The organism is Enterobacter vonholyi (genome assembly GCF_008364555.1).
GTDB classification, from domain to species: Bacteria; Pseudomonadota; Gammaproteobacteria; order Enterobacterales; family Enterobacteriaceae; genus Enterobacter; species Enterobacter vonholyi.
The window spans coordinates 232,406-258,237 of sequence record NZ_VTUC01000004.1 but is presented as its reverse complement, the minus strand read 5'-3'; the positions used below and the strand labels follow the sequence as shown (position 1 = coordinate 258,237).

The following is a 25,832-nucleotide window of genomic DNA, read 5'->3' as shown; positions in this document are numbered from 1 at the left end:
CGCAGAGAAAAGATGGATATTAAACAGTTAAAATATTTAATCGCGCTCGACGAGACCCGCCATTTTGGCAAGGCGGCCTCGCAGTGCAACATCACCCAGCCGACTCTCTCCATGCGCATCCGCAGCCTGGAAGAGGAGCTGGGGCTGGTGCTGATTTTGCGCGGACAGCGCTTTGAAGGGTTTACGCCGGAAGGGGAGCGTATCCTTGCGTGGGCCCGCGCGCTGCTGGCCGCGCACGACGGGCTGCAGGCGGAAGCGGCGCTGTGCAAAGGCCAGGTGGTGGGCGAATTACGTCTCGGGATGGTGCCGCTGGCGAGCGTGGATCCGATGATCTTTATTCGCCTGCTGACCCAAAAATATCCGGAGCTGACCTACAGCCTCTATTCCATGTCCTCCGCGCAGATTGCCGACGGCGTCAGCCGCAATCAGCTTGAGCTGGGCATTTGCTACCTCAACAGCATCGACACCAGCCTGTTCGATATTATCCAGCTACCCAAAACGAAGATGGGCCTGCTGCACGATGTCCGCCATTTCCAGCTCGGCCAGGAGACGTTGACCTGGCGCGATCTGACGGATTTTCCGCTGGGGTTTCTGACTAAAGGGATGCATTACCGGGCGCATATGGAGGCCAGCTTTAAGTCTGTCGGCATCGAACCGACGTCCGTTTTCGAGAGCGACTCCACGTTTCAGATCATCCAGGCGGTGCAAAGCGGCGTATGCTGCGCCGTGATGCCGCTGAATAACGGTCTGGAAGATCTGAACAGTAATTTCAGGATTGTCCCCATCGCCGACGCGAACATTGAGGCCCCTGTCGGCCTGATTATGCGCAGGCAGAAGCCCGTCTCCTCGCTGGCGCTGCGCTGTTTTACCGACGCGCTGGAGATTTATCACGCCAATAATGAGGCGTAGGCCTGGCGCGTCACCACGCTAAAACCGTCAATCAGCACCGCGCCGCACACGGCCCGATATTCCGGCAAACTCACCAGCGCGCGGAGCGCATCGCGAAGGGCATCAAGGGTGTCAGGCGAGGTGTGGTGCGAGGTAATGAGCGGCAGCCCCGGCGTCAGAGGGGTATGGTCAATCACCGCCAGCCCCGTCAGTCTTTCCGGCTCGTGACGCTGCAGCAACGCCCATGTCACGCAGTCGATGGCCGCGATATCCCCTGCCCCGCGTTTGACATCGATCAGCGACTGGCGATGGCTGCCGCTGAAGGACGTTTGCGCGAAAAATGGACCGTTGCTCACCAGGGGAGCGACTATTTTTCGCAGCGCATTGTAGCCGGACTGCGAATCCGGAGAATTACATACCGCACGACGTCCGCGAAAATCCGCCAGCGTGAGGTGGCGATCCTCCTCGCGCACCACCAGAAAGCTGCGGTACTGGATCCCTTCGCAGCCAGGTGCCACGTAGTGAAAACAGCCGACCACCTGCACGTCCGGAAGCTGGGTAACCAGCGGATAACCGCAGGTCTGGCTGAGGACAAGCGCAGGCTGTCGCCAGTGGGTCAGCAGATCGGACTCCGGCCAGCCGGGATCGCGATCGACGGACACACCGCGCGCAGCCAGCAGCCCTTTTACCGCCAGCCAGAGCGCAAGGGTGTCGGCGCGATCCACAGCATACATGGGAAACGCCAGCAGGTTACTCATACCCTTCCCCCTGTTGTTTTCCTGGGTGAACGGTGACGTCAACGGGCCTGCCCCAGAACTGACGCAGCCATTCACCATAGCCTCTGACGAGAAAACCGTGGTTTCGCTGCTGGTACGCCTCCCGGTTTTGCTGGTAGACGGCCTTCAGCCCGTACCAGGGCACGCCCGGCAGATCGTGATGTACTGAATGGTAGTTGAGATTCAAAAACAGTATCCGCCAGAACAGCCCGGCCTCGTTAATGACGGAGCGCGCCAGCGGATCGTCCGCCGCACGATGTTCGAAAAACGATCGTACCTTGGTCAGCGCCAGCGCCGGATAGCTGACCGCCAGCACAAACCAGACGGGTGAAAAACCGACGTGCGTCATCCAGGCGAAGAGCACCACCAGCAGCAAAGCGTGCACCAGCCACATCGTCATTGCGCGCAGGTGAAGGTGACGAAATGCCGCCGCGGCGCTGCCCAGCGTCTGAAGGATATCCAGCAGCGGTGCCAGCATCAGCCGTCCGGCAAAGGTATTCCGGGCCCTGATAAGCCGTTTCTGCCAGGGAGAAAAGCGCGCCCAGCTCTCGTCGGTAAAATAGTACGACTCTGGGTCATCCACCGGATGGGTCAGGCTATGGTGCCGATGATGGGCGAGATGGGAGTCCCGGTACAGGCCGTACGGATACCAGACCGCCAGCGGGAGCGTGCCGAACAGCTGGTTCAGCCAGGCAAAACGGGTGGGATGCCCGTGGATCAGCTCATGCTGCAGCGACATGTACCAGGCGGTAAACCCGATGAGCAGCAGCGTGGCGGGCAGCAGGCCCAGCGTTTGCCAGAACGCCAGCGTGGTAAACCAGCCTGCATAAATAGTGATAATCAGCAGCCACGTGGGCAGTTCGCTTCGCCATAAAAAACCCGATGCGAGGTGGCGGATTTGTTCGCGTTGTTGCGGATGTAAATAGAGGGAGCTTCGTTGACTCATTCCTTCAGACGCCGTTTCGCCAGAGATAATTCTCTGACGATCGGGGAAAACGCCTGAAATAACAAAGAACATTAATCGCTTTGCTTTGCCAGAAACGTGGGGGTCATGCGTTCCTTGACTTATTCTGTAATAAAGGTACTTTTCAGGACATGAAAAAGATCCTGATTATTGTTCCCGACGGCGGCATGCTGTTTGAAGCCGCCGGTATCGCCGACATTCTGATGCAGGCCAACCGGCTGCATCCGGAAGGGCTTGCGCAGCCCCGCTACCGGATTATCATCGCCACCACGCAGCCTCACCAGGTGATCCACGGCCAGTCCGGCCTGAATTTGCTGGCGGACTATCGCCTGCCGGAGCTGGATCCGCGCGAGCCGCTGGATACCATTATCATCACCGGACGCGGCATGAACGAGCAGGAGAGCACGGCGGTGGTTGACTGGCTGCACCTCGCTGCGCCGCACGCCCGGCGGGTAGCCTCTATCTGCGGCGGCGCGATGCTGCTGGCCCAGACCGGCCTGTTGGACGGTCGCCGCGCGACCACCCACTGGCGGCTGCTGGAGACAATGCAGACACAGTACCCGTCAATCCGGGTCGAAGGTGGCCCGCTGTACATTCAGGACGGCCCCATCTGGACCTCCGGCGGCGTCAGTTCCGGGTTCGATCTGACCCTGGCGCTTGTCGAGGACGATTACGGATTTACCCTCGCCCGCGACGTCGCGCAGGATATGGTGATGTACCTGCGCCGTCCCGGCGGGCAGCTGCAGTTCAGCCGCTACAGCCTTCAGCAGCCCGGCACATCCGGTCCGATAAGCGAACTGCAAACCTGGATCCTGCAGAACCTCACCGCCGATCTGTGCGTGGAAAATCTGGCCGAGAAAGCGGCAATGAGCCCGCGTAATTTCACCCGCGTGTTTACCCGCGACGCGGGAGTTTCTCCCGCCCGCTATGTGACCGAAGCGCGCCTGGCCGCGGCCCGTCAGCTGCTTGAGCAGACCCATGACTCCCTTGAGCGCGTTGCCGAGCAAAGCGGGTTTGGCACCAGCATTAACTTGCGCCGCATCTTTGAGAAGCAGCTTCACCTTACGCCCGGCGAGTACCGCCAGCGCTTCCACTGCCGCAAGATGGCGTAATCTGATCCTTTTTTGTCGTTTACGCCAACCTGCCCGACGCCTACAGTGACTCCAGACAACAGAGATAAGGAGTGCACCATGGTTAAGGTCGGTATTAACGGTTTCGGCCGTATCGGACGTAATTTCCTGCGCGCGGCGCTGGGCAACCCGGATCTGCAGATTGTGGCCATTAACGATCTGACGGACAGTAAAACCCTCGCCCACCTGCTGAAACATGATTCCCTTCTGGGCAAGCTGCCCGCGCCCGTTGAAGCGGCTGACGGCGCGCTGCAGGTAGACGGCCAGCGGATCGTGGTATTTAGCGAACGCGATCCGGCGAATATCCCGTGGCGTGATGCTGGGGTAGACGTGGTGATTGAGGCCACCGGCTTCTTTACCGAGCGAGAGAAAGCGGCGGTGCATATTACCCACGGCGGCGCTAAGCGCGTCATCATTTCCGCACCCGGGAAGAACGATGACCTGACGATTGTGATGGGCGTCAACCATGACCAGTACGATCCCGCCCGGCACGCGGTGGTAAGCAACGGGAGTTGCACCACGAACGGTCTGGCGCCGGCCGCTCAGGTGCTGCACCAGCAGTTCGGGATTGAGCATGGCCTGATGAACACGACGCACGCCTACACCAACAGCCAGGCGCTGCACGATCAGCCGGAAAAAGATCTGCGCGGCGCTCGCGCGGCGGCGCTGTCGATTGTGCCTTATTCAAGCGGTGCGGCGAAAGCGCTGGGGAAAGTGATCCCTTCCCTTGACGGCAAACTGACCGGGTACTCCCTGCGCGTGCCGGTGCCGGTGGTGTCGATTGTGGATTTAACGGTAACGCTGAGCCGTAACGTAACCGCCGAAGAGGTGAATGACGCGTTCCGCAACGCGGCCGCCAGCGGGCCTCTTAAAGGCATTCTGGGCTATAGCGATGAACCGCTAGTCTCCAGCGACTACCAGGGCGACCCACGATCCTCAATTATCGACGGGCTTTCCACGCTGGTGATAGGCGGGAACATGGTGAAGATCCTGGCGTGGTATGACAACGAGTGGGGCTTCTCTAACCGCCTGGTGGATCTGGCGGTGCTGATGGATAAGAAAGGGCTGTAAGCCTGATGCCGGGTGGCGCATGCGCCCACCCGGCAAATAATTCAATCCGCTTTCACTTTCACGCCCATAAACACAATCACCATCGCCGTTACTAACAGGAAACCGCTTCCCGCGAACACGCCGCTGGCACCGTTGAGGTCAAAGACCGCCCCGCCCCCGGCCGCACCGGCACTGATTGCCAGTTGAATTGAGGCCACCAGCAGCCCTCCTGCACTTTCGGCTTCATCCGGAACGGTAGTGGCAAGCCAGGTTGACCAGCCCACCGGAACCAGACCAAATGCAAAGCCCCATAGCGCGACAAGCAGCCCGTCCAACATCGCCAGATGACCAAAGGCGACCATCATGAGCGCGAGAACGCCCATCGCAAACGGCACCAGCGCCAGCGTCAGGCGCAGATTGCGTGCCAGCAGATGCCCTGCAACAGAAGTGCCCACAAAGTTGGCGATACCAAAGCCCAGCAGGATCAGCGAAATGGTCTCCACGCTCGCCTGCCCCACCGTCTCCAGGAACGGACGCAGGTAGGTAAAGAAGGCGAAATGGCCGCTGAAGATCAGGATGGTTGCGAGCATGCCGCCGATCATTCCCGGACGACGCAGCACGCGGAACAGCGTACTCAGGCTGCCGCTGCTTTCCGGCTTCATGGACGGCAGGACCCAGAGCTGCCACAGCAGCGCCAGCATGCAGAGTATAAAGACGTTGCGCCAGCCGATCAGGCTGCCCAGATAGCTGCCGAGCGGCGCCGCGACCACCGTGGCAATTGATACGCTGGAGAAGATCACCGCCAGCGCTTTCGGCACTTTATCTGCCGGAACCAGACGCATCGTAGTCGCCGTCGACATCGCCCAGAATCCCCCAATGGCTACCCCCAGCAGCAGACGCCCCATCAGCAGGACGTGCAGGTTGGGCGCAAAGGCCACCAGCAGGCTGGAGATAATTTGCAGCACCGAGAAAAACATCAGCACCCAGCGGCGGTCAATACTTTTGGTGGCAGGCGTAATCAGCAACCCGGTGACCAGCGCCACCAGCGCGGTGGCAGTAACGGCCTGTCCGGCCATTCCCTCGGTCACGCCCAGGCTGGCGGCCATGGGCGTTAACAAACTCGCCGGCAGAAATTCTGCCGTAATCAAACCAAATACCCCCAGCCCCAGTGAATAGACGGCCCGCCAGGCGGGTTTTGCAGGCGCTACCGCCTCGCTCGCCGCGACACATGAACTCATCTGTTGATCTCCCGTTATAAAAATGTGACTACTGTCGCAAAAGAATAGAAGGTTCACCCAGGACGATCTATGACATATAATCTCCACTTATTGATTATTCGTCCGGAGTTGTGCCATGACCGTACAGTCACCCGATCTGATCAGCGAACTTTTACGCGGCATGCGTCTTTCAGGCGTGAAATACCGGCGGATCCAGGCCAGCGCGCCGTTTGGCGTCGCGTTTCATCAGGCGCCCGGCCGGGCACAGTTTCATTTTGTGAGCCACGGTAGCGCCCTGCTGCGCATGGAGAGCGGTGCAACGTTCGAACTGAGCGGTGGCGACGCCCTCTTTATTCCCGGCGGGAATTCCCATGCCCTGCTCTCTGACGAGCAGGCCACCATTACGCCCATCAACGCCTTCCCGAGCGAGCCTATCTGCAGCTCGGTGTGTGCTATCACCTGCGAGCACTGCCCGGAAAGCGAGAATACCCTCATCTTTAGCGGGTGCATGGATTTTGAGCTGGGCGGGATGCAGCCGCTGATCAAGGCGATGCCGGAAGTGATGATGGTCAGCCGGCTGATGTCCACCTGGCCGGAAATTCATCCGCTGCTGGCGGCGATGGAGCGGGAATCCGCGGCGCGTCAGGCCGGGTATGCCGGGATCCTTGCGCGCCTTGCCGACGTGGTGGCGGCATTAATCGTGCGCGGCTGGGTTGAAGGCGGCTGCGGTAAAGCCACCGGCTGGGTGCAGGTTCTGCGCGACCCGCGCCTGAGCCGTGCCATTTACGCCATGCACCAGCAGCCAGGCCTGAACTGGAGCGTCGCGGATCTGGCAAAAGAAGCGGGCACGTCCCGCTCCGTGTTCGCCGAACGGTTTCTGGCCGCGACGGGAACCACTCCGGCAAAATATCTCAGCGAGCTGAGAATGCGGCTGGCGATTCAGTACATTCGGCATGAAAATCAACCCATTGAAACCGTCGCCCTGCGGCTGGGATACGGCTCTCTGGCGGCCTTCAGCCGGGCATTCAAGCGCATTATTGGACATGCGCCGGGCACGCTGCGGGAAGCCAGCCAGACCGCGGAAGAGGTCTGAAAGACCGGCAATATTTAACGCGAAGCGGGCAATATTCGTCTAAGGTTTTCAGGTGATTGACAACAGCGGTCACGCTGTTTAGTGAAGACAGGAGACGAACTGATGATAAGACCTCGTACACTACGCCCCGCGTTTTTGCCCCTTGCGTTAGGCGGCGCGCTGCTCGGCGTAACGACACTGGGATATGCCGACGATAGCCCCGCAGCCCAGACAACCTCACCCGATATTTTGCTGGGCCCTCTGTTTAACGATGTGCAGAGCGCCAAACTGTTTCCCGATCAGAAAACCTTTGCTGATGCCGTCCCCAAAAGCGACCCGCTGATGATTCTGGCGGACTACCGGATGCAGCACACGCAGTCCAGCTTTGACTTACGCCACTTTGTCGAGATGAACTTTACGCTCCCTGCGGAAGGGGAAAAATATGTTCCGCCTGCTGGACAAAGTTTACGTGAGCACATTGACGATCTCTGGCCCGTGCTGACGCGCACCACCGATAAAGCCAGCAACAAATGGGATTCCCTTCTGCCGTTACCGAAACCTTACGTTGTGCCAGGCGGACGTTTCCGCGAGGTCTACTACTGGGACAGCTATTTCACCATGCTGGGCCTGGCAGAAAGCGATCACTGGGACAAAATCAGCGACATGGTGGATAACTTTGCATATGAGATAGACACCTTCGGCCACATTCCCAACGGCAACCGCAGCTATTACCTGAGCCGCTCCCAGCCGCCGTTTTTCTCAATGATGGTTGAACTGCTGGCGACCCACGACAGCGATGCGTTGAAGAAGTATCGTCCGCAGATGGAAAAAGAGTATGCCTACTGGATGGACGGCGTTAATGCCCTTCAGCCGGGCCAGGCCAACAAGCGCGTGGTGAAGCTGGACGACGGCGCTGTTCTCAACCGCTACTGGGATGACCGCGACACTCCGCGCCCGGAGTCCTGGCTTGACGATGTAAATACCGCCAAAAGTAACCCTAACCGACCGGCAACCGAGATCTATCGTGATTTACGTTCCGCCGCGGCCTCGGGCTGGGACTTTAGCTCCCGCTGGATGGACGACCCGCAAAAGCTCGGCACCATCCGGACCACCAGCATTGTTCCCGTGGATCTGAACGCCCTGATGTTTAAGATGGAAAAACTGCTGGCGCGGGCAAGCCAGGAGAGCGGTGACGCCGCCAGCGCAAGTAAATACGAAGCGCTGGCTACGGCGCGTCAGAAAGCCATCGAGAGCCACCTGTGGAATGATAAAGAGGGCTGGTACGCGGATTACGATCTGAAGAGCAAGAAGGTACGCAATCAGCTCACCGCCGCAGCCCTGTTCCCGCTTTACGTGAAGGCGGCGGCGCAGGATCGTGCCGATAAAGTCGCCGCGGCAACCTCGTCGCGCCTGTTGAAACCGGGCGGGATAGCGACCACCACCGTAAACAGCGGCCAGCAGTGGGATGCGCCAAACGGCTGGGCTCCCCTGCAATGGGTGGCTGCGGAAGGGCTGCAGAATTACGGGCAAGAGAAGGTCTCGATGGACGTGACCTGGCGCTTCCTGAAGAACGTTCAGCATACTTACGACCGGGAAAAGAAACTGGTTGAGAAGTATGACGTGTCGACCACCGGTACGGGAGGCGGCGGCGGCGAGTATCCGCTGCAGGACGGCTTCGGCTGGAGCAACGGCGTGACGCTGAAAATGCTGGATCGGGTCTGCCCGAAAGAGAAACCTTGCGACAGCGTGCCGGAGAATCGGCCTGCGGCGAATGATGAGGCTGCGCCGGTGAAAGCGACGGCGCAGTAAGGGAGTAATGCCGGGTGCGGTTACGCCTTACCCGGCCTACATTTTGAAATCACAGGGAGTTACCTAGAAGCTGTAACTCGCCCCTAGCTGATACGTCCTGTCACGCCCAATCCAGCAGTTGGTCGCATCGTAGCAGGTCAGCGTCTCTTTGTTGGTGACGTTCTGCGCGCTGGCCTTAAGCGTCAGCCCTGCCAGGGAAGGCAGGATCTCGCCCATCCGATATGAAGCCGCCAGATCGTACTGGGTGGAGCCGCCCAGCTTACCCGCGTCGTTTGCCGGAGAGATTTCCATCGGCCCGGTGTAGCGGGCACCCGCTCCCAGCATCAGTCCTTTGAGCGGCGTGTTCTCAAAGGTGTAATCCCCCCAGAGGTTGAAGGCATTCTCGGGGACCTGCGTTGGACGTTTACCTTTGTACTTGTCATCTTCCCTGTTGATCGCGTGGGTGTACGCATAGTTGGCAATCAGCGTCAGGTTGTCCGTCGGACGGCTAATGGCGGAGATCTCTGCCCCTTTAGATTCCACTTCCCCGGTCTGACGATAGTTCAGGAAGCCCGGATCGGAGGTAACGACATTTTTCTGACGGATGTTAAACACCGAGGCGGTAAAGGTGGTAGCGTAGTCGGCCAGCAGATATTTTACCCCGCCTTCCACCTGCTTGCTGGTGGTCGGCTTAACGTCTTTCGCCACGAGCGTGCCCTGCGGCGACACCGGCGCAAAACCTTCGGAATAGCTGATAAACGGCGAAATTCCGCTATCGAAGGCGTAAAGCGCGCCCAGGCGCTTGGTGACGCGATCCTGCGATACCCAGGCTTTATCACCGTTTTGCAGGTAGTTGGTGGTGACGGAGCGATAATCATCGTAGCGCAGGCTGCCCAGCAGGTTGAGACCGCCAAACTCTACCTGATCCTGCAGGTAGTAACCGTTTTGCTGATAGCTGAGGCGGTTTTTCTGGGCGGTATAGAGCCCCAGCGCGCTTTCCTGGATTTGCGAATAGTCAGGATGCCGCATATCGATACCCGGCGTGGCCGACGCGTAGCGGTAGTGGAAGTGGGAGTTCAGCTTCTGGTAGTCAAACCCGGCCAGCAGGTGGTGTTTCCACTCACCCAGCTCAACGGTTTTGGTCACCTGGTTGTCAATGTTGAAGCTCTGCAGATCTTCATCCGTGGTGTAGGCAAAGCGGTTGAGCTGATAGACCTCGCTTCCCGTCCCCGTTGCATAGACGCTGCGCTGATGGGTATCGACATCAAAATAGCGCGCCTTCTGATTAAAGCCCCAGCCGCTGTCAAATTCATGTTCAAAGCTGTAGCCCAGCATCCACTGACGCTGCTTAAAACCGCTCCACTCATCACCGGCGTAGTCGCGCTTGCCCGCGTATTTCGAGCGCAGGTAGGCGAGCGGCAGCGGGTTAGACGGCGTGAGGCTCGGTGTGTTTTGCGCCAGCGCGTCCAGGGTGAGGCGGGTTTTGCTGTCCGGTTGCCAGGTGACGGACGGCGCAACCAGGTAGTTTTCATACCGGGTGGTGTGCGGCTGATCGTCGTTTTCCGTGGCTTTGCCCAGCAGACGGTAGTTCCAGTTGCTGTCGGCAACCTGCCCGGTTGAATCGAGATAGCCCTCTTTCAGATTACGGTTTCCGGTGTTAACGCCGATTTCGGTTCGGGCTTCACGCTGCGGTTTTTTGCTTTGAATATTCACCAGCCCGCCCGGTGAACCGCCGCCGTAAAGAACCGATGAGGGGCCTTTAAGGATATCAACGCTGTCAATCAACAGCGGATCGATTCGCGCTTTGGTATTGCCGGTAACGTTATAGGGCAGCTGCAGCCCGTTGTAGAACTCCTGGTCGACGGTAAAGCCACGAATTTTGTATTCGCTCATGTACGACGTATTCCCCCGCACCTCGGTTGAGACGCCCGGAGCATAGCGCAGGATTTCATTCACGGAATTCGCATGACGCTTTTCAATTTCCGGCGCAGAGACGGTCGTGATGACCTGCGGCGTTTTACTTTCGGCAACGGCCGATTTCGTGGCGCTGTTCGTCCAGGCCGGCAGCGCGCTGCCCTGCTCTGAGCCGGTGACGACGATAGTGGATTCTTCGGCGAATGCCGGAACATGCAGTGCGAGCGTGACGGCGCCTGCCAGGGCGCATAGCGTAAAACGTGAGGTATTCATAATGTCGTCTTGTTGTTAGATGCAATACGGAACGACAATTATTATCATTTAGATTAACAAATCAATACGCAGGCAAAAAAACGGCCCTCCTCAGAGAGCCGTTTATGTGAATTTATGCTCGTCGCAGTAACCTGAATATGCCCAGCACCACAATGGCACCCACGACAGCGACCAGAAAACTGTGCAGGTCGAAACCACTTATGTTGCCTCCAAAACCAAACATCGTCGCCAGCCAGCCGCCCACAACCGCACCAACGACCCCGAGTACACAGGTCAAAATAAAACCGCCGCCATCGTTTCCCGGCATGATCAGTTTAGCGATAGCGCCAGCAATAAGACCAAAGATAATCCAGGCGATGATACCCATAGCGATGCCCTCTTGCAGGTTTAACGCATGCGCAGAAAACCTTCTGCACAGCTAACTTAAGTATAGGTCATCGCCGGAAAACCATTTTCATCTCACCGACTTATCTTTGGTTAAACAGGCAAAAAAAACTCACCGGTTTGTATTAAGTTTCATTGCAGATTGCCGATAACGCTAAGACAGTCTGTCATCAATCAAGGAGCCATCCGGCGTGAGTCATTACAGTGAGCAGTTCCTCAAGCAAAATCCGCTGGCTGTATTAGGGGTATTACGCGACCTGCAAAAAGGTGAAGTGCCGCTGCGCATCAGCTGGTCGAATAATCAGTTCATCAGCAAGATCCTTGACGCCTCGCAGGATCGGCTGGTGATTGATTTAGGCAGTCAGGAGTACGAAAACCGCGCGGCGCTGAAAGCGGAGAACATCGCGGTGATGGCCGAAACGCAGGGGGCCAAAGTGGAGTTTGTCCTGTCGCGACTGGAACTCAGCGAATACCAGGGACTTCCGGCTTTTGTGACCCCCCTTCCGACCAATCTCTGGTTTGTTCAGCGTCGTGAATATTTCCGCATCAGCGCCCCGCTCCATCCCGCCTATTTTTGTAAGGCCAAAATGCCGGACAAAAAAGAGATCCGCTTTCGCCTCTTCGATCTGTCGCTTGGCGGCATGGGCGCACTGATGGATACGCCGAAACCCGACGGGCTGGTAGAGGGCATGCGGTTTACGCAAATTGAACTGGATATGGGTGGCTGGGGTCGCTTCTATTTCGATGCGCAGCTGATTGCCATCAGCGACCGCACCGTCGTGGACAGCAAAAACGAAACCATCACCACGCCGCGTCTGAGCTTCCGTTTCCTGAACGTCGGGCCAGGCGCAGAGCGTGAGCTTCAGCGTATTATCTATTCCCTGGAGCGGGAGGCGCGGGAACGCGCAAATAAAGTCCTGTGAAGAAATCGGGCAGCGTGACCGCCGCCCGTCTGCGGCATTACATGGCATCCATCGCTTTCTGTACCTTCCAGATATAACGAGGCGCCTGTGGTGCCGGATGATTTTTCGCCACATGTTCAAAGAATTCGTCTTTGTCCATGCCGTTAATCTCTTCAATCGCCTCTTTTCGGTCAGAAGAGAAGGTTCTGAGCAACGCGCCGGCACCGTTAACGTAAGACACCACCAGCGCGTACTGCATCACCTCCGGATCCTTAATGCCCTTCAGCACGCCATGCTCCATGATGCTCAGATAGGCCGTGCCCATTGAAATGTTGCGTTCCGGGTTCTTCAGCTCGCTGGTCGACGGCTGGCCGCTCCAGCCCATATAGCGGTAAACTTCTTTCCCCGCCGTTGACGCTTTAAGCTGCATCAGGCCCACCGCGTTGGATTTGCTGACGAGGGTGGGATTACCGCCTGACTCCACCGCGATGATCGCCGTGATGAGGCGCGGACTGACGCCCCAGGCCTTCCCGGCTTGCTCACTGATCGGCATCCACTGCATGGCCCGCTTCACCGGCACTTCCGGATTCCAGGGCGGGTTTTGATAATCATGTTTTGAACTACAGCCAGCGAGCAACACAATCAAAAAAGCAAACCATCTCAATTTCACGTCATCTATCCTTATAGCCGGTCATTGCGGTGCGCCGCTCTTGAAGCAGGCGGCGAATAAGCGGCATGATATAGACAATTAGTTTCTCATTCAGCAAGGATTTGCCATGTCTCAGTTTCATCTCATCGCGCCGTCGGGCTACTGCATTAACCAGGAAGCGGCGCAGCGGGGCGTTCAGCGTTTACTGGAGTCGGGCCACCAGGTAGAAAATCAGACAATTATCCCCCGCCGCCAGCAGCGTTTTGCCGGTACCGAAGCGCAGCGGCTGAATGATATCAATAGTCTGGTGAGCCTGACGGGCGAAAACCGGATTGTGCTGGCGGTGCGCGGCGGATATGGTGCGAGCCGGTTACTGGAGAGCATTGACTGGCAGGGGCTGGCACAGCGTCAGCAGCAGGATCCGCTGCTGATCTGCGGCCACAGCGATTTCACCGTCATCCAGCTTGGGCTGCTGGCGCTGTATGACATTATCACCTTCAGCGGCCCAATGCTGGCCGGTAACTTCGGCGCACCGGAGCTGGATGCGTTTACCGTGGAACACTTCTGGCGCGCGCTGCGCAATTCCACCTACAGCGTGGAGTGGCAAGGCAATGGACCACACTGGGAATGTGAAGGTCAGCTCTGGGGCGGTAACCTGGCGATGCTGGTCTCGCTTATCGGCACGCCGTGGATGCCGCAAATCGAGGACGGCATTCTGGTGCTGGAAGATATCAACGAACATCCGTTCCGCGTCGAGCGCATGCTGTTGCAGCTCTATCATGCCGGTATTCTTGAGCGCCAGTCCGCAATTGTGCTGGGCAGCTTCAGCGGCTCTGCCCCGAATGACTATGACGCGGGTTACTCCCTGGAAACCATGGTTGAGTTCATTCGCTCGCGGCTGGATGTTCCGGTCATCACCGGTCTGGATTTTGGTCATGAGCAGCAAACCGTGACCCTGGCGCTGGGGGCGCACGCCTCCCTGATCCACAATGATTCAGGCAGTCGGCTGACCATCAGCGGCCATCCTGTCATAAAGGCATAAAAAAGCCGTTATACCCCCTTAATAAAACGCTGTTGCCGTCGTTAATATGTTAGGGTTTTAGTAACAGCGTTAACATTGAGGTGGGAGTAAGAGAACATTGGATGCCGCAGCGATAATCAGCCTTTTCATTCTGGGTTCGGTCCTTGTAACCAGCAGTATTTTATTAAGTTCATTTTCATCGCGTCTCGGCATACCTATTCTTGTCATTTTCCTCGCCATCGGCATGCTGGCCGGCATTGATGGTATTGGCGGTATCCCATTCGATAACTACCCTTTCGCCTACATGGTGAGTAACCTGGCGCTGGCGGTGATCCTGCTGGACGGCGGGATGCGCACCCAGGCAAGCTCCTTCCGCGTGGCCTTAGGGCCCGCGCTGTCGCTCGCGACGGTTGGCGTGTTGATAACCTCCGGCCTCACCGGAATGATGGCCGCATGGCTTTTCCATCTCAACATCATGGAAGGTTTGCTGATTGGCGCGATTGTTGGCTCAACCGATGCGGCAGCGGTGTTTTCCCTGCTCGGCGGAAAAGGGCTTAACGAACGCGTCGGCTCCACGCTTGAGATTGAATCCGGCAGTAACGATCCGATGGCGGTGTTTCTCACCATCACGCTGATTGAGATGATCCAGCAGCACGAGACGGGCCTGAGCTGGATGTTCGTCTGGCATATCCTGCAGCAGTTCGGGCTGGGGATTGTTATTGGCCTGGCGGGGGGATACCTCTTACAGCAGATGATCAACCGCATCTCCCTGCCCGCGGGGCTTTACCCCCTGCTGGCGCTGAGCGGCGGCATTCTTATTTTTGCCGTTACCACCGCGCTGGACGGCAGCGGCATTCTCGCCGTCTATCTCTGCGGTTTCCTGATGGGCAACCGACCGATCCGTAACCGTCATGCCATTTTGCAGAACTTCGACGGCCTGGCCTGGCTGGCACAAATTGGCATGTTCCTGGTGCTGGGCCTGCTGGTTACGCCTTCGGACCTGCTGCCGATCGCCGTTCCGGCGCTGCTGTTGTCCGCATGGATGATCTTCTTCGCCCGACCGCTGTCGGTATTTGCAGGCCTGCTGCCGTTTCGCGGCTTCAACCTGCGCGAGCGGGTCTTTATCAGCTGGGTGGGCCTGCGCGGCGCGGTACCGATTATTCTTGCGGTCTTTCCGATGATGGCCGGTCTGGATAACGCCCGGCTGTTCTTTAACGTGGCGTTCTTCGTGGTGCTGATTTCGCTGCTGTTCCAGGGAACGTCCCTCGGGTGGGCGGCGAAAAAAGCCAAAGTCGTGGTGCCTCCCGTGGGCTGGCCGGTCTCTCGCGTGGGGCTCGATATTCACCCAGAGAATCCTTGGGAACAGTTTGTTTATCAGCTGAGCGCTGACAAATGGTGCGTGGGGGCCTCGCTGCGCGATTTGCACATGCCTACTGAAACGCGCATTGCCGCCCTGTTCCGCGATAATGTCCTGCTGCACCCTACAGGCAGCACCCGCCTGCGCGAAGGGGATATTCTCTGCGTGATTGGCCGCGAGCGCGACCTGCCCGCGCTGGGCAAACTGTTTAGCCAGTCGCCTCCGGTGGCGCTGGACCAGCGTTTCTTCGGCGATTTTATTCTGGAAGCCAGCGCCAAGTTTGCCGATGTGGCGCTGATTTACGGCCTGGATGAAGGGCTGGAGTACCGCGACAAGCAGCAAACGCTGGGGGAAATCATTCAGCAACTGCTGGGGGCGGCCCCTGTTGTCGGCGACCAGGTGGAGTTCGCCGGGATGATTTGGACGGTTGCGGAGAAAGAAGATAACGCGGTCAGGAAAGTCGGCGTCAGGCCGATGGAAGATGAAGCGGAGTAGCGGTTTTTTTGCCGGGTGGCGCTAGCGCCACCCGACACAACCATTCGTTACACCGTCACAACCGGCACTCTCGGTGCCAGCGCGCACATCAATTCGTACCCCACCGTACCCGCAGCGGCAGCAACGTCATCAATCTTAATTTCGTTACCCCACAGCTCGACCGGTGAACCGATGCCCGCCTGCGGGCATGGCGTAAGATCCACGGCCAGCATATCCATTGATATGGTGCCCACCGTTCCCGTGCGAACCCCATCGACCCAGACAGGCGTGCCGGTCGGCGCGATGCGCGGGTAGCCGTCGGCATAGCCGCCCGCCACGATGCCAATCCGCTGCTCGCCCTTTGCCCGGTAGCGGCTGCCGTAGCCCACCGTGTCGCCGGCTTTCAGGGTTTGCACGCCAATGATTTCGCTGCGCAGGGTCATCACCGGCTTCAGGCCGCTGTTGGCGATGTCCTGCCACTGGCCCGAGGGTGACGCACCGTAAAGAACGATCCCCGGACGCACCCAGTTATAGTGCGCCTCAGGATGCCAGAGCGTGGCCGCCGAATTTGACAGCGAGCACGGGCAGTCCAGCCCTTCTGCCGCCTGCTCAATGCGGACCATGGCATCGGCAATGCCGTCCGGTTTTTCCGCGTCGGCAAAATGGGCCATCAGCGTCATTTCGCCCACGTTTTTCATGGCGCGCAGCTGCTGCCAGACCGTATGCACGCGCTCAGGCTGGAAGCCCAGGCGGTTCATACCGCTGTTCACCTTGAGGTAAATATCCAGCGGCGCATGGAGTTTCGCATCCTGAATCGCCTTAATCTGCCAGTTGCTGTGAACGCTGGTGGTCAGCCGATACTTATCCAGCAGCGGCAGATCGTCCGCGTGGAAAAAGCCCTCCAGAAGCAGTATCGGCCCTTTCCAGCCGCGCTCGCGCAGCAGAATGGCCTCTTCCAGGTTCAGGAGCGCAAAGCCGTCGGTGGCGCTCAGGGCGCTCCAGATACGGTCAATACCGTGGCCGTAGGCATTCGCTTTCACCACAGACCAGACGCGCGAACCAGGCGCCGCCCGGCGAACAATTTGCAGATTATCCTTCAGGGCCTGCAGGTTCAGCTGGGCCAGAACAGGACGGGACATGACAACTCCTTAGCTATGCGCGCCGTGCAGGTGCTGTGGACGCGACGGCGTAAACCCCGATTGATAGCGCGCGGCGCTTAAATCGTCAAACGGAATTGCCGGCGTGCGCCTGGAAATCAGGTCGCTCAGCAGCTGGCCCGATCCGCAGGCCATCGTCCAGCCAAGCGTGCCGTGTCCGGTATTGGTCCACAGGTTTTTAAACGGCGTGCGGCCCACGATCGGCGTGCCGTCCGGGGTCATCGGACGCAGGCCGGTCCAGAACGTCGCCTGCTCAACAAAACCTCCTCGCGGGAAGAGATCGCCCACGACCATCTCCAGCGTTTCACGACGCGGTTTCAGCAGTTCAGTGTTGAAGCCGACGATTTCCGCCATTCCGCCTACGCGGATGCGGTTATCGAAGCGGGTAATGGCGATTTTGTAGGTTTCATCCAGAATGGTCGACACCGGAGCGCCGCTCTCTTCTTTTACCGGAATGGTCAGCGAGTAGCCCTTCAGCGGGTAGACCGGAATATCGAGAATACCTTTCAGCATGGCGGTGGAGTACGAACCAAACGCCATCACGTAGGCATCGGCTTTGATCACCTCCTCGCCGCACTTCACGCCGTAAATTTTTTCCCCTTCCGACAGCAGCTTGTCGACAGAGGTGTTAAAGCGGAATTTCACCCCCGCCTGTTCGCACATTTGCGCCAGACGCTGCGTAAAGAGCTGGCAGTCGCCGGTTTCGTCATTCGGCAGGCGCAGGCCGCCCGTCAGCTTATGCGCAACTTCCGCCAGCGCCGGTTCAACCTGGCCTAGCTGGCTGGCTTCCAGCAGCTGGTAAGGTACACCAGCATCTTCCAGCACGGCGATATCGCGGGTGGCATTTTCGTACTGCTGCTCGGTGCGGAACAGCTGCAGCGTCCCGCCCTGGCGGCCTTCATACTCAATCCCCGTCGACGCGCGCAGCGCTTTCAGGCAGTCGCGGCTGTATTCCGCCAGGCGCACCATGCGCCCTTTGTTCTCCATGTAGTGGCGGGTGTCGCAGTTGCGCAGCATCTGCCACATCCACTTCAGCTGGAACTGCGTGCCGTCAAGGCTGATGGCCAGCGGCGCATGGCGCTGGAACATCCATTTAATCGCTTTCAGCGGAACACCCGGTGCAGCCCACGGTGCCGCATACCCCGGAGAGATTTGCCCGGCGTTCGCCGCGCTGGTTTCAAGCGCAGGACCGGACTCACGATCGATAACGGTGACGTCATGTCCCGCCTGACTTAAATACCAGGCGCTGGTTACCCCAACGACACCACTTCCCAGTATGACAACACGCATAGCCACTCCATTATGTGCAAAAGAACAATCTTCTAATTACAGATTGATAACCTAGTTGAAAATATTATTCAACATACGACTTTTTTATGGTGACTTACCTCACACATCCCCCAGCATCAGGGGATAGTGCTAATTTGGGATCTCCTGCTGCGCGTTATTTTTAACCAGCATAAAATGCTGAAGGACACCGTTTTATTGCCGTATCAAAAACGCGAAATCGCAAAGAAAAAATTTCTGCCCCAGCACGCTTTTTAACACGTTGATCTATGCTTGAAAGGAGGCTCTCCAGACAGAGAGAGCACCCACAACGAGGGCGCGCTAATGGCTACTATTGATTCCCTGAACAAGGACAACACACGTCTGAGCGATGGACCCGACTGGACCTTCGAGCTGCTGGATGTTTACCTCGCCGAGATCGACCGGGTCGCAAAACTGTACCGCCTGGATACCTATCCCCATCAGATTGAAGTCATTACGTCCGAACAGATGATGGACGCCTACTCCAGCGTCGGGATGCCGATTAACTATCCGCACTGGTCTTTTGGTAAGAAATTCATTGAAACGGAGCGGCTGTATAAGCATGGGCAGCAGGGTCTGGCGTATGAGATCGTCATCAACTCCAATCCGTGTATCGCCTATTTAATGGAAGAGAACACCATTACCATGCAGGCGCTGGTGATGGCGCACGCCTGCTACGGGCACAACTCCTTTTTCAAAAATAACTATCTGTTCCGCAGCTGGACGGATGCCAGCTCCATCGTCGATTACCTGATCTTCGCCCGTAAATACATTACCGACTGCGAAGAGCGCTACGGCGTGGACGAAGTGGAAAAACTGCTCGACTCCTGCCACGCGCTGATGAACTACGGCGTGGACCGCTACAAACGTCCGCAGAAAATCTCCCTACAGGAGGAGAAAGCCCGGCAGAAAAGCCGCGAAGAGTATCTGCAAAGCCAGGTGAACATGCTGTGGCGCACCCTGCCGAAGCGTGAGGAGGAAAAAACGATCGCCGAAGCGCGTCGTTATCCGTCCGAGCCGCAGGAAAACCTGCTCTATTTTATGGAGAAGAACGCCCCGCTGCTGGAGCCGTGGCAGCGTGAGATCCTGCGTATCGTGCGCAAGGTGAGCCAGTATTTTTACCCGCAAAAGCAGACGCAGGTGATGAACGAAGGCTGGGCGACCTTCTGGCACTACACTATCCTCAACCATCTGTACGACGAGGGGAAAGTCACCGAGCGGTTCATGATGGAGTTCCTCCACAGCCATACTAACGTGGTGTTCCAGCCGCCCTACAATAGCCCGTGGTACAGCGGGATTAACCCGTATGCCCTTGGCTTTGCCATGTTCCAGGACATTAAGCGTATCTGCCAGTCGCCGACGGAAGAAGACAAGTACTGGTTCCCGGATATCGCCGGGTCAGACTGGCTGGAAACGCTGCACTTTGCGATGCGCGACTTTAAGGATGAGAGCTTCATCAGCCAGTTTATGTCGCCGAAGATCATGCGTGACTTCCGCTTCTTTACCGTGCTGGACGACGATCGCAACAACTATCTGGAGATCTCCGCAATCCACAACGAGGAGGGATACCGTGAGATCCGCTCTCGCCTTTCCTCCCAGTACAACCTGAGCAACCTTGAACCGAATATTCAGGTATGGAACGTCGATTTGCGCGGTGACCGCTCCCTGACGTTGCGCTATATTCCGCACAATCGCGCGCCGCTGGATAAAGGGCGTAAAGAGGTGCTGAAGCATGTGCATCGCCTGTGGGGCTTTGACGTGCAGCTGGAGCAGCAGAATGAAGACGGCAGCGTCGAGCTGCTGGAACGTTGCCCGGCGCGGTTGAATACGCTGTAGCGCCACCCGACGAAAAAAAACCTCTCATACGAGAGGTTTTTCTTTTAGCGGGTCTGAATCGCTAAATCACCCGGCAGCGTTTTCTGCATACGGTGCCAGATTTCACCGGAATCGTGACCGTAGCGGCGCACCGTCTCATAAACCTGATCGTGCAGGCCTTCGGTACAGAGCTTGCTCAGCTTATGGTAGAAGCCCAGCGCCAGGCTACGCGCTTCCGGATTGGCAAAGTAGTGGCGGCCAATGCGGGTATAAAGCCCTTTCATACCGTTGAGGATCAGGCCGTAAACCGGGTTGCCGGAGGCAAACGCCAGGCCGCGAAACACGTTGTAATCGAGGGTGGCAAAGGCATCGGCATGATCTTCCACCTCGTTCGCGCTGGCCAGCACCGCAAGGGCGTCTTCCGGATGCTGACGGAAAGCTGTACGAATAAAGATCGTCGCGATGTTGGTGCGAACGGAGAGCAGATTATCAATGAGCTGCGGCACGCTTTCATGGTCGAGACGCGCCAGCGTTTCAAGAATGTTTAACCCGGATGTTTCCCAGAAGTTGTTTACTTTCGTAGGCTTACCATGCTGGATCGTCAACCAGCCATCGCGCGCCAGCCGCTGAAGCACTTCACGCAGCGTGGTGCGAGTGACGCCAATCAGTTCAGAGAGTTCGCGTTCAGCCGGAAGAATGGACCCCGCAGGGAAACGATTATTCCAGATGCTTTCAATGATGTACTCTTCCGCGAAACCCGCCGGGCTCTGCGCCTTAATGACCATAGTGAGATTTCCATTACACAGCTTTAGCAAATTGGACTCATCATACCAGAGGCAGCCAGTGGCAGGTAGCGCGGCAAAGAGAGAAAAGAGGGATCGCCGTTTCATTTTTGTGAAATTTACAATGCCGCCTTATCCGCCTCCAGGCCGCATTTTTTGCGTATACTGATGTTTTGTCTTACTTGACGGGAAGGACGTCTGTTGTGGAAATTTCTTTTGGGCGCGCGCTATGGCGCAATTTTTTAGGTCAGTCTCCTGACTGGTATAAGCTGATATTGCTGGTTTTCCTGGTCGTTAATCCCATCATTTTTAGTGTGAATCCCTTTATCGCCGGCTGGCTGCTGGTGGCTGAGTTTATCTTCACCCTGGCCATGGCGCTAAAATGTTATCCCCTGCTGCCGGGCGGATTGCTGGCGTTTGAAGCCGTCGTCATCGGCATGACCAGCGCCGAGCATGTCAAAGCAGAGCTGGCGTCAAATCTCGAAGTGCTTCTGCTGCTGATGTTTATGGTGGCGGGCATCTACTTCATGAAACAGCTCCTGCTGTTTATCTTCACGCGCCTGCTGCTCAGCATTCCGTCAAAAATGTTCCTCTCGCTGGCGTTTTGCCTTGCCGCCGCCTTCCTGTCGGCCTTCCTGGACGCGCTAACGGTCGTCGCGGTGGTGATAAGCGTCGCGGTTGGGTTTTACGGTATTTATCACCGCGTGGCCTCCTCTCGTCCGGGTGAAGATTTGCAGGATGACAGCCACGTCGATGCGCATAACCGTGACGTGCTGGAACAGTTCCGCGCGTTTCTGCGCAGCCTGATGATGCACGCTGGGGTCGGTACCGCGCTGGGCGGCGTGATGACCATGGTGGGCGAGCCGCAAAACCTGATCATTGCCAAAGCGGCGGGCTGGCACTTCGGTGATTTCTTCCTGAGAATGGCCCCGGTCAGCGTACCGGTGCTTATCTGCGGCCTGGCGACCTGTCTGCTGGTGGAAAAATTTCGCCTCTTTGGCTATGGGGCCCAGCTCCCGGAGCCGGTACGTCAGGAACTGCATAAATTCGATCTGCAAAGCCGACGCCAGCGGACCCGCCAGGAGACGCTGCGCCTGATTGCTCAGGGGATCATCGGCGTCTGGCTTATCGCCGCGCTGGCGTTTCATCTTGCCGAAGTGGGGCTGATTGGCCTGTCAGTCATTATTCTCGCCACTACCTTTACCGGCGTGACGGACGAACATGCCATCGGTAAAGCGTTTACCGAAGCCCTGCCGTTTACCGCCCTGCTGGCGGTGTTCTTTGCGGTCGTGGCGGTGATTATCGACCAGCATCTTTTCGCGCCGATTATTGCCTTTGTATTACAGGCGTCACCGGATGCTCAGCTGTCGCTGTTTTACCTGTTTAACGGCCTGCTCTCGTCAATCTCAGATAACGTCTTTGTCGGGACGGTCTACATCAACGAGGCCAAAGCCGCTATGGAGCAAGGCGTTATCAGCGCCGGACAGTTTGAACTGCTGGCCGTGGCGATCAATACCGGCACCAACCTTCCGTCGGTGGCGACGCCAAACGGCCAGGCCGCCTTCCTGTTCCTGCTGACCTCCGCTCTCGCGCCGCTCATACGTCTTTCTTATGGCCGGATGGTGTGGATGGCGCTGCCCTACACGCTGGTGCTCACGATCGTGGGATTGCTTTGCGTCAAAATTACCCTCATTCCCTGTACGCAATGGTTGATACAAGCGGGTATACTTGCGGCGCAGTAAACTATGCATCTCGGGCAGTTCGCTGCCCGTTTGCCTTTTCGCACGATAAACATCCAATTACGTTTTATTTCGCCAGGTACAGGTGGCGCGAAAAACGAATTCGTTTACACTGCGCTTTCTAAGCATGTTCCAGGGAAATGATTATGTTGAGATTTTTAAACCAGTGCTCCCGCGGTCGCGGAGCGTGGTTGTTAATGGCCCTGACCGCCTTTGCGCTGGAAATGGTCGCGCTGTGGTTCCAGCACGTAATGGGACTGAAACCTTGCGTGCTTTGTATTTATGAACGCTGCGCGCTGTTCGGCATTATGGGGGCGGGCCTGGTGGGCGCAATTGCGCCGAAATCGCCGCTTCGCTATGCCGCTATCGCGATCTGGCTGTACAGCGCCTGGAAAGGGATTGAACTCTCCTGGCAGCACACCATGATGCAGCTGCATCCGTCACCGTTTATGACCTGCGATTTTGCCGCCCGCTTCCCGAGCTGGCTGCCGCTGGATAAATGGCTGCCGCAGGTGTTTGTCGCATCCGGTGACTGCTCCGTTCGTCAGTGGGAATTCCTGACGCTGGAGATGCCGCAGTGGCTGGTAGGCATTTTTGCCGCCTACTTTGTCGTGGCGCTGCTGGTGCTGATTGCTCAGCCGTTCAAACCGAAGAAACGCGATTTGTTCGGAAGGTAAACGCAAAACGGCAACCTCGGTTGCCGTTTTTAGTGTGTGCGCCCTCTCCCGTGGGAAAGGGTTGAGATGAGGCCATCAGGCAGCACAAGCACAATAAAAAACCCGCTTCGGCGGGTTTTTTAATCTCAACGTCTCGGGTGGTTCATGATGTGATCTTCCCAGTCCCGAACCTCGGACTCTTTCACCGCAATGTGGCGCACAGAGATACGCTCGCCGTGCATCGCCGCTTTTGAACCGGTCAGTAGCGGATGCCAGTCAGGCAGGCCTTTCCCTTCCGCCAGCAGGCGATACGCGCAGGTATGCGGCAGCCATTCAAACGTCGGCAGATTATCCCGGGTTAACTTTATGCAGTCCGGCTCAAATTCAAACCGGCGCTCATAGTTGCGGCACTGGCAGGTTTTAATGTTTAGCTGCTTGCAGGCAACGTTGGTGAAGTAGATTTCATCCGTATCTTCATCCATCAGCTTGTGCAGGCAGCACTGCCCGCAGCCGTCGCACAATGATTCCCATTCCGCGTCAGTCATGTCGTCGAGAGTTTTGCTTTGCCAGAAAGGGATGTCGTTCATCAGGATGTCCACACGTCAAAAGAAAGCGCACCTTATAACGAGTCTGGCACGTTGTTGCAAGTTTTGCCGCCCTCTTCAGGCGGCAAGATGGGGTTACAGCACGCGGGTTTTCAGCGACAGGCCGTTAAAACCGACCTCCAGTTCATCTCCGCTCACGAGCGGACCAACGCCTTCCGGCGTGCCGGTCAGGATCACATCGCCTGGTTTAAGGGTAAAGAAGCGGCTCATGTAGGCGATCAGCGGCACAATCTTATGGATCATGTCTGCCGTGGTGCCCTGCTGGCGGATCTCGCCGTTAACCTTCAGGCTGAGCGGGGTATCCTGCGGATCGCCTGTAAATTCGCTCACCGGCACAAACGCCGAGATCGGGCAGGAATTATCAAACCCTTTGGCTTTTTCCCACGGCTGCCCTGCTTTCTTCATTTTGCCCTGCACGTCACGCAGGGTCAGATCCAGCGCCACGCCGTATCCGGCAATCGCTTTCTGAACATGTTCTTCTGAGGCCTGGCGAAGCGTTGCACCAATCAGCACGGCAAGTTCCACTTCGTGATGCACCGAGCCGAGCCCCTGCGGCAGCGCCAGCGGCTGGCGGATATCGCAAAGCGCCGTTTCAGGCTTAATAAACAGAACCGGCTCTTCTGGCGTCGCGCTGCCCATCTCCTGAATATGTTTTGCATAGTTGCTCCCTACGCAAACCACTTTGCTGACGGGATAATCCAGTAATGCACCTTGCCAGTTATGATGTTGATACATGGTCGACCCCTAAACGGTTGATGTGTTGTGCCCAAAAACAGTTGAGACTATTTTTTACCGTTCGCCTCAAGATGCTGTTTTAATAAATTCTCGGGTGGCGGTGGAAGCTGTAAATAATAGCCCTGCTCGGCTAAGGCCGTTTTCACTTTATCCAGATCGGCATTAATCAGTTTCTTACGACCATCAAGCGGCAGCAGCATAGCCAGCTGTGGTCGGCCAAAGTTCTTCATTAATTCTTCAGGCACGCGTGAAAAATCGTCTTTCTTTTCGACATAAAGATAGGTCTGGTCACGGCTTGTACTTCTGTAGATCACACAAAACATGTTTTTACTCTGAATTAATGGGTGGTTGCTTGCCTCAATATACTCCTGACTATAACATGCCTGATACTCTTCGGAATATCGCAGCGAGTGGTTGCGGTTAATAGCAAATTGAGTAAGGCCAGGATGTCAAACACGCCCATCGAGCTTAAAGGCAGTAGCTTCACCTTATCAGTGGTACATTTGCATGATGCAAAACCCGAGGTTATTCGTCAGGCGTTAGAAGACAAAATCGCCCAGGCTCCCGCCTTTCTGAAACACGCCCCTGTTGTTATCAACGTCAGCGGTCTTGAGGCGCCGGTTAACTGGAAACTTCTCCAGCAGGCCGTCTCCTCCACCGGACTGCGTATCGTGGGCATCAGCGGCTGCAAAGATTCTGAGCTGAAAGCGGAAATTGAGCGTGCGGGGCTGCCCCTTCTGAATGAGGGCAAAGAAAAAGCCTCGCGTGCGGCACCCGTTGCCGTCGAAACGCCCCCTCCTGCGGTGCAAAACGTTACTACCGTCACAAAAACGCGAATGATTGATGTGCCGGTTCGTTCCGGTCAGCGCATTTATGCACCAAACTGTGATCTGATTGTTACAAGCCACGTCAGTGCTGGCGCTGAGCTGATTGCAGATGGCAATATTCACGTATACGGTATGATGCGTGGACGTGCGCTCGCAGGTGCAAGTGGCGATCGAGATGCGCAAATATTTTGTACTCACCTGACGGCGGAACTGGTGTCCATCGCAGGTGAATATTGGCTGAGCGACAAGATCCCAGCCGAATTTTATGGCAAAGCGGCTCGCCTGCTTCTGGCAGACGACGCGTTGACCGTTCAACCGTTGAATTGATCCCTTTTTAACAAGGAATTTC

General features: G+C 57.1%; 24 protein-coding genes. 12 read left to right on the top strand and 12 right to left on the bottom strand.

The genetic code is table 11. From position 1 onward, the window contains the following. Positions 1-12: 12 nt before the first annotated feature. Positions 13-909, top strand: a complete 897-nt coding sequence (locus tag F0319_RS07750) for a LysR family transcriptional regulator (protein ID WP_111964772.1) — start codon at positions 13-15, stop codon at positions 907-909. On the opposite strand, the gene F0319_RS07745 is transcribed toward F0319_RS07750, so the two are convergent. Together F0319_RS07745 and F0319_RS07740 are read right to left on the bottom strand one after the other, a co-directional pair. Beyond that, a complete protein-coding gene (locus F0319_RS07745; RefSeq protein WP_149366605.1) occupies positions 888-1,646 on the bottom strand; it encodes a phosphate/phosphite/phosphonate ABC transporter substrate-binding protein in 759 nt (252 codons plus the stop codon). The two genes, F0319_RS07750 and F0319_RS07745, sit on opposite strands and share 22 nt — an antisense overlap. Continuing rightward, complete coding sequence (locus F0319_RS07740; RefSeq protein ID WP_149366604.1) at positions 1,639-2,610, bottom strand: fatty acid desaturase; 972 nt, start codon at positions 2,608-2,610, stop codon at positions 1,639-1,641. The genes F0319_RS07745 and F0319_RS07740 overlap by 8 nt, the downstream gene beginning before the upstream one ends. 149 nt (positions 2,611-2,759) lie before the next feature. Here F0319_RS07740 and F0319_RS07735 point away from each other — a divergent pair, with 149 nt between their 5' ends. Next, a complete protein-coding gene (locus F0319_RS07735; RefSeq protein ID WP_111964774.1) occupies positions 2,760-3,740 on the top strand; it encodes a GlxA family transcriptional regulator in 981 nt (326 codons plus the stop codon). Between the two features lie 78 nt (positions 3,741-3,818). Continuing rightward, positions 3,819-4,829, top strand: a complete 1,011-nt coding sequence (gap, locus tag F0319_RS07730) for a type I glyceraldehyde-3-phosphate dehydrogenase (RefSeq protein WP_149366603.1) — start codon at positions 3,819-3,821, stop codon at positions 4,827-4,829. 41 nt (positions 4,830-4,870) lie between these two features. Here gap and F0319_RS07725 read toward each other — a convergent pair whose 3' ends face one another. After that, entirely contained in the window at positions 4,871-6,046 is a 1,176-nt protein-coding gene (locus F0319_RS07725; protein WP_149366602.1) for an MFS transporter, read from the bottom strand. 115 nt (positions 6,047-6,161) lie between these two features. On the opposite strand from F0319_RS07725, the gene F0319_RS07720 reads away from it, so the two are divergent. Beyond that, positions 6,162-7,118: an AraC family transcriptional regulator gene (locus F0319_RS07720; protein WP_149366601.1), complete on the top strand. Its 957-nt coding sequence runs from the start codon at positions 6,162-6,164 to the stop codon at positions 7,116-7,118. Between the two features lie 102 nt (positions 7,119-7,220). Next, positions 7,221-8,906: an alpha,alpha-trehalase gene (locus F0319_RS07715; protein WP_149366600.1), complete on the top strand. Its 1,686-nt coding sequence runs from the start codon at positions 7,221-7,223 to the stop codon at positions 8,904-8,906. A gap of 63 nt (positions 8,907-8,969) precedes the next feature. Here the strand turns inward: F0319_RS07715 and F0319_RS07710 are convergent, their stop codons facing one another. Together F0319_RS07710 and F0319_RS07705 are read right to left on the bottom strand one after the other, a co-directional pair. Beyond that, complete coding sequence (locus F0319_RS07710) at positions 8,970-11,072, bottom strand: TonB-dependent siderophore receptor (RefSeq protein WP_149366599.1); 2,103 nt, start codon at positions 11,070-11,072, stop codon at positions 8,970-8,972. Between the two features lie 112 nt (positions 11,073-11,184). Further along, on the bottom strand, positions 11,185-11,439 hold the full coding sequence (locus F0319_RS07705) for a GlsB/YeaQ/YmgE family stress response membrane protein (RefSeq protein WP_008502662.1): 255 nt from the start codon (positions 11,437-11,439) through the stop codon (positions 11,185-11,187). A gap of 208 nt (positions 11,440-11,647) precedes the next feature. Here F0319_RS07705 and ycgR point away from each other — a divergent pair, with 208 nt between their 5' ends. Next, a complete protein-coding gene (gene ycgR / locus F0319_RS07700; protein ID WP_023312174.1) occupies positions 11,648-12,379 on the top strand; it encodes a flagellar brake protein YcgR in 732 nt (243 codons plus the stop codon). A gap of 37 nt (positions 12,380-12,416) precedes the next feature. On the opposite strand, the gene emtA is transcribed toward ycgR, so the two are convergent. Then, complete coding sequence (emtA, locus tag F0319_RS07695; protein WP_024909815.1) at positions 12,417-13,028, bottom strand: membrane-bound lytic murein transglycosylase EmtA; 612 nt, start codon at positions 13,026-13,028, stop codon at positions 12,417-12,419. Positions 13,029-13,134: 106 nt separating this feature from the next. Between emtA and ldcA the strand changes: the two genes are divergently transcribed. Next, entirely contained in the window at positions 13,135-14,049 is a 915-nt protein-coding gene (gene ldcA / locus F0319_RS07690) for a muramoyltetrapeptide carboxypeptidase (RefSeq protein WP_149366598.1), read from the top strand. A gap of 97 nt (positions 14,050-14,146) precedes the next feature. Continuing rightward, on the top strand, positions 14,147-15,880 hold the full coding sequence (locus F0319_RS07685) for a potassium/proton antiporter (protein WP_111964781.1): 1,734 nt from the start codon (positions 14,147-14,149) through the stop codon (positions 15,878-15,880). 47 nt (positions 15,881-15,927) lie between these two features. Here F0319_RS07685 and dadX read toward each other — a convergent pair whose 3' ends face one another. Both dadX and F0319_RS07675 read right to left on the bottom strand, forming a co-directional pair. Further along, on the bottom strand, positions 15,928-16,998 hold the full coding sequence (dadX, locus tag F0319_RS07680) for a catabolic alanine racemase DadX (RefSeq protein ID WP_149366597.1): 1,071 nt from the start codon (positions 16,996-16,998) through the stop codon (positions 15,928-15,930). Positions 16,999-17,007: 9 nt separating this feature from the next. Continuing rightward, on the bottom strand, positions 17,008-18,306 hold the full coding sequence (locus F0319_RS07675) for a D-amino acid dehydrogenase (RefSeq protein ID WP_149366596.1): 1,299 nt from the start codon (positions 18,304-18,306) through the stop codon (positions 17,008-17,010). Between the two features lie 321 nt (positions 18,307-18,627). Here F0319_RS07675 and F0319_RS07670 point away from each other — a divergent pair, with 321 nt between their 5' ends. Then, positions 18,628-20,160 carry a SpoVR family protein gene (locus F0319_RS07670; RefSeq protein WP_023293929.1) on the top strand — a complete coding sequence of 511 codons (1,533 nt, stop codon included), beginning with the start codon at positions 18,628-18,630 and terminating at the stop codon, positions 20,158-20,160. A 44-nt stretch (positions 20,161-20,204) separates the two neighbouring features. Here F0319_RS07670 and fadR read toward each other — a convergent pair whose 3' ends face one another. Continuing rightward, on the bottom strand, positions 20,205-20,924 hold the full coding sequence (gene fadR, locus F0319_RS07665; RefSeq protein ID WP_023336056.1) for a fatty acid metabolism transcriptional regulator FadR: 720 nt from the start codon (positions 20,922-20,924) through the stop codon (positions 20,205-20,207). 200 nt (positions 20,925-21,124) lie between these two features. On the opposite strand from fadR, the gene nhaB reads away from it, so the two are divergent. Further along, on the top strand, positions 21,125-22,663 hold the full coding sequence (nhaB, locus tag F0319_RS07660) for a Na(+)/H(+) antiporter NhaB (RefSeq protein WP_149366595.1): 1,539 nt from the start codon (positions 21,125-21,127) through the stop codon (positions 22,661-22,663). Positions 22,664-22,806: 143 nt separating this feature from the next. Continuing rightward, complete coding sequence (gene dsbB, locus F0319_RS07655) at positions 22,807-23,337, top strand: disulfide bond formation protein DsbB (RefSeq protein WP_045908244.1); 531 nt, start codon at positions 22,807-22,809, stop codon at positions 23,335-23,337. Between the two features lie 125 nt (positions 23,338-23,462). On the opposite strand, the gene F0319_RS07650 is transcribed toward dsbB, so the two are convergent. The 3 genes from F0319_RS07650 to F0319_RS07640 form a co-directional block, all read right to left on the bottom strand. Beyond that, positions 23,463-23,903 (bottom strand): YcgN family cysteine cluster protein, encoded by a 441-nt coding sequence (locus F0319_RS07650; protein WP_111964877.1) that lies wholly within the window; start codon positions 23,901-23,903, stop codon positions 23,463-23,465. Positions 23,904-23,996: 93 nt separating this feature from the next. Next, entirely contained in the window at positions 23,997-24,656 is a 660-nt protein-coding gene (locus F0319_RS07645; RefSeq protein WP_024909871.1) for a fumarylacetoacetate hydrolase family protein, read from the bottom strand. Between the two features lie 47 nt (positions 24,657-24,703). Next, a complete protein-coding gene (locus F0319_RS07640) occupies positions 24,704-24,979 on the bottom strand; it encodes a YcgL domain-containing protein (protein ID WP_029742143.1) in 276 nt (91 codons plus the stop codon). A 123-nt stretch (positions 24,980-25,102) separates the two neighbouring features. Between F0319_RS07640 and minC the strand changes: the two genes are divergently transcribed. Next, the gene (minC, locus tag F0319_RS07635; protein ID WP_111964785.1) at positions 25,103-25,810 is read left to right on the top strand and encodes a septum site-determining protein MinC; all 708 of its coding nucleotides are present in this window, start codon (positions 25,103-25,105) and stop codon (positions 25,808-25,810) included. Positions 25,811-25,832: the final 22 nt, after the last annotated feature.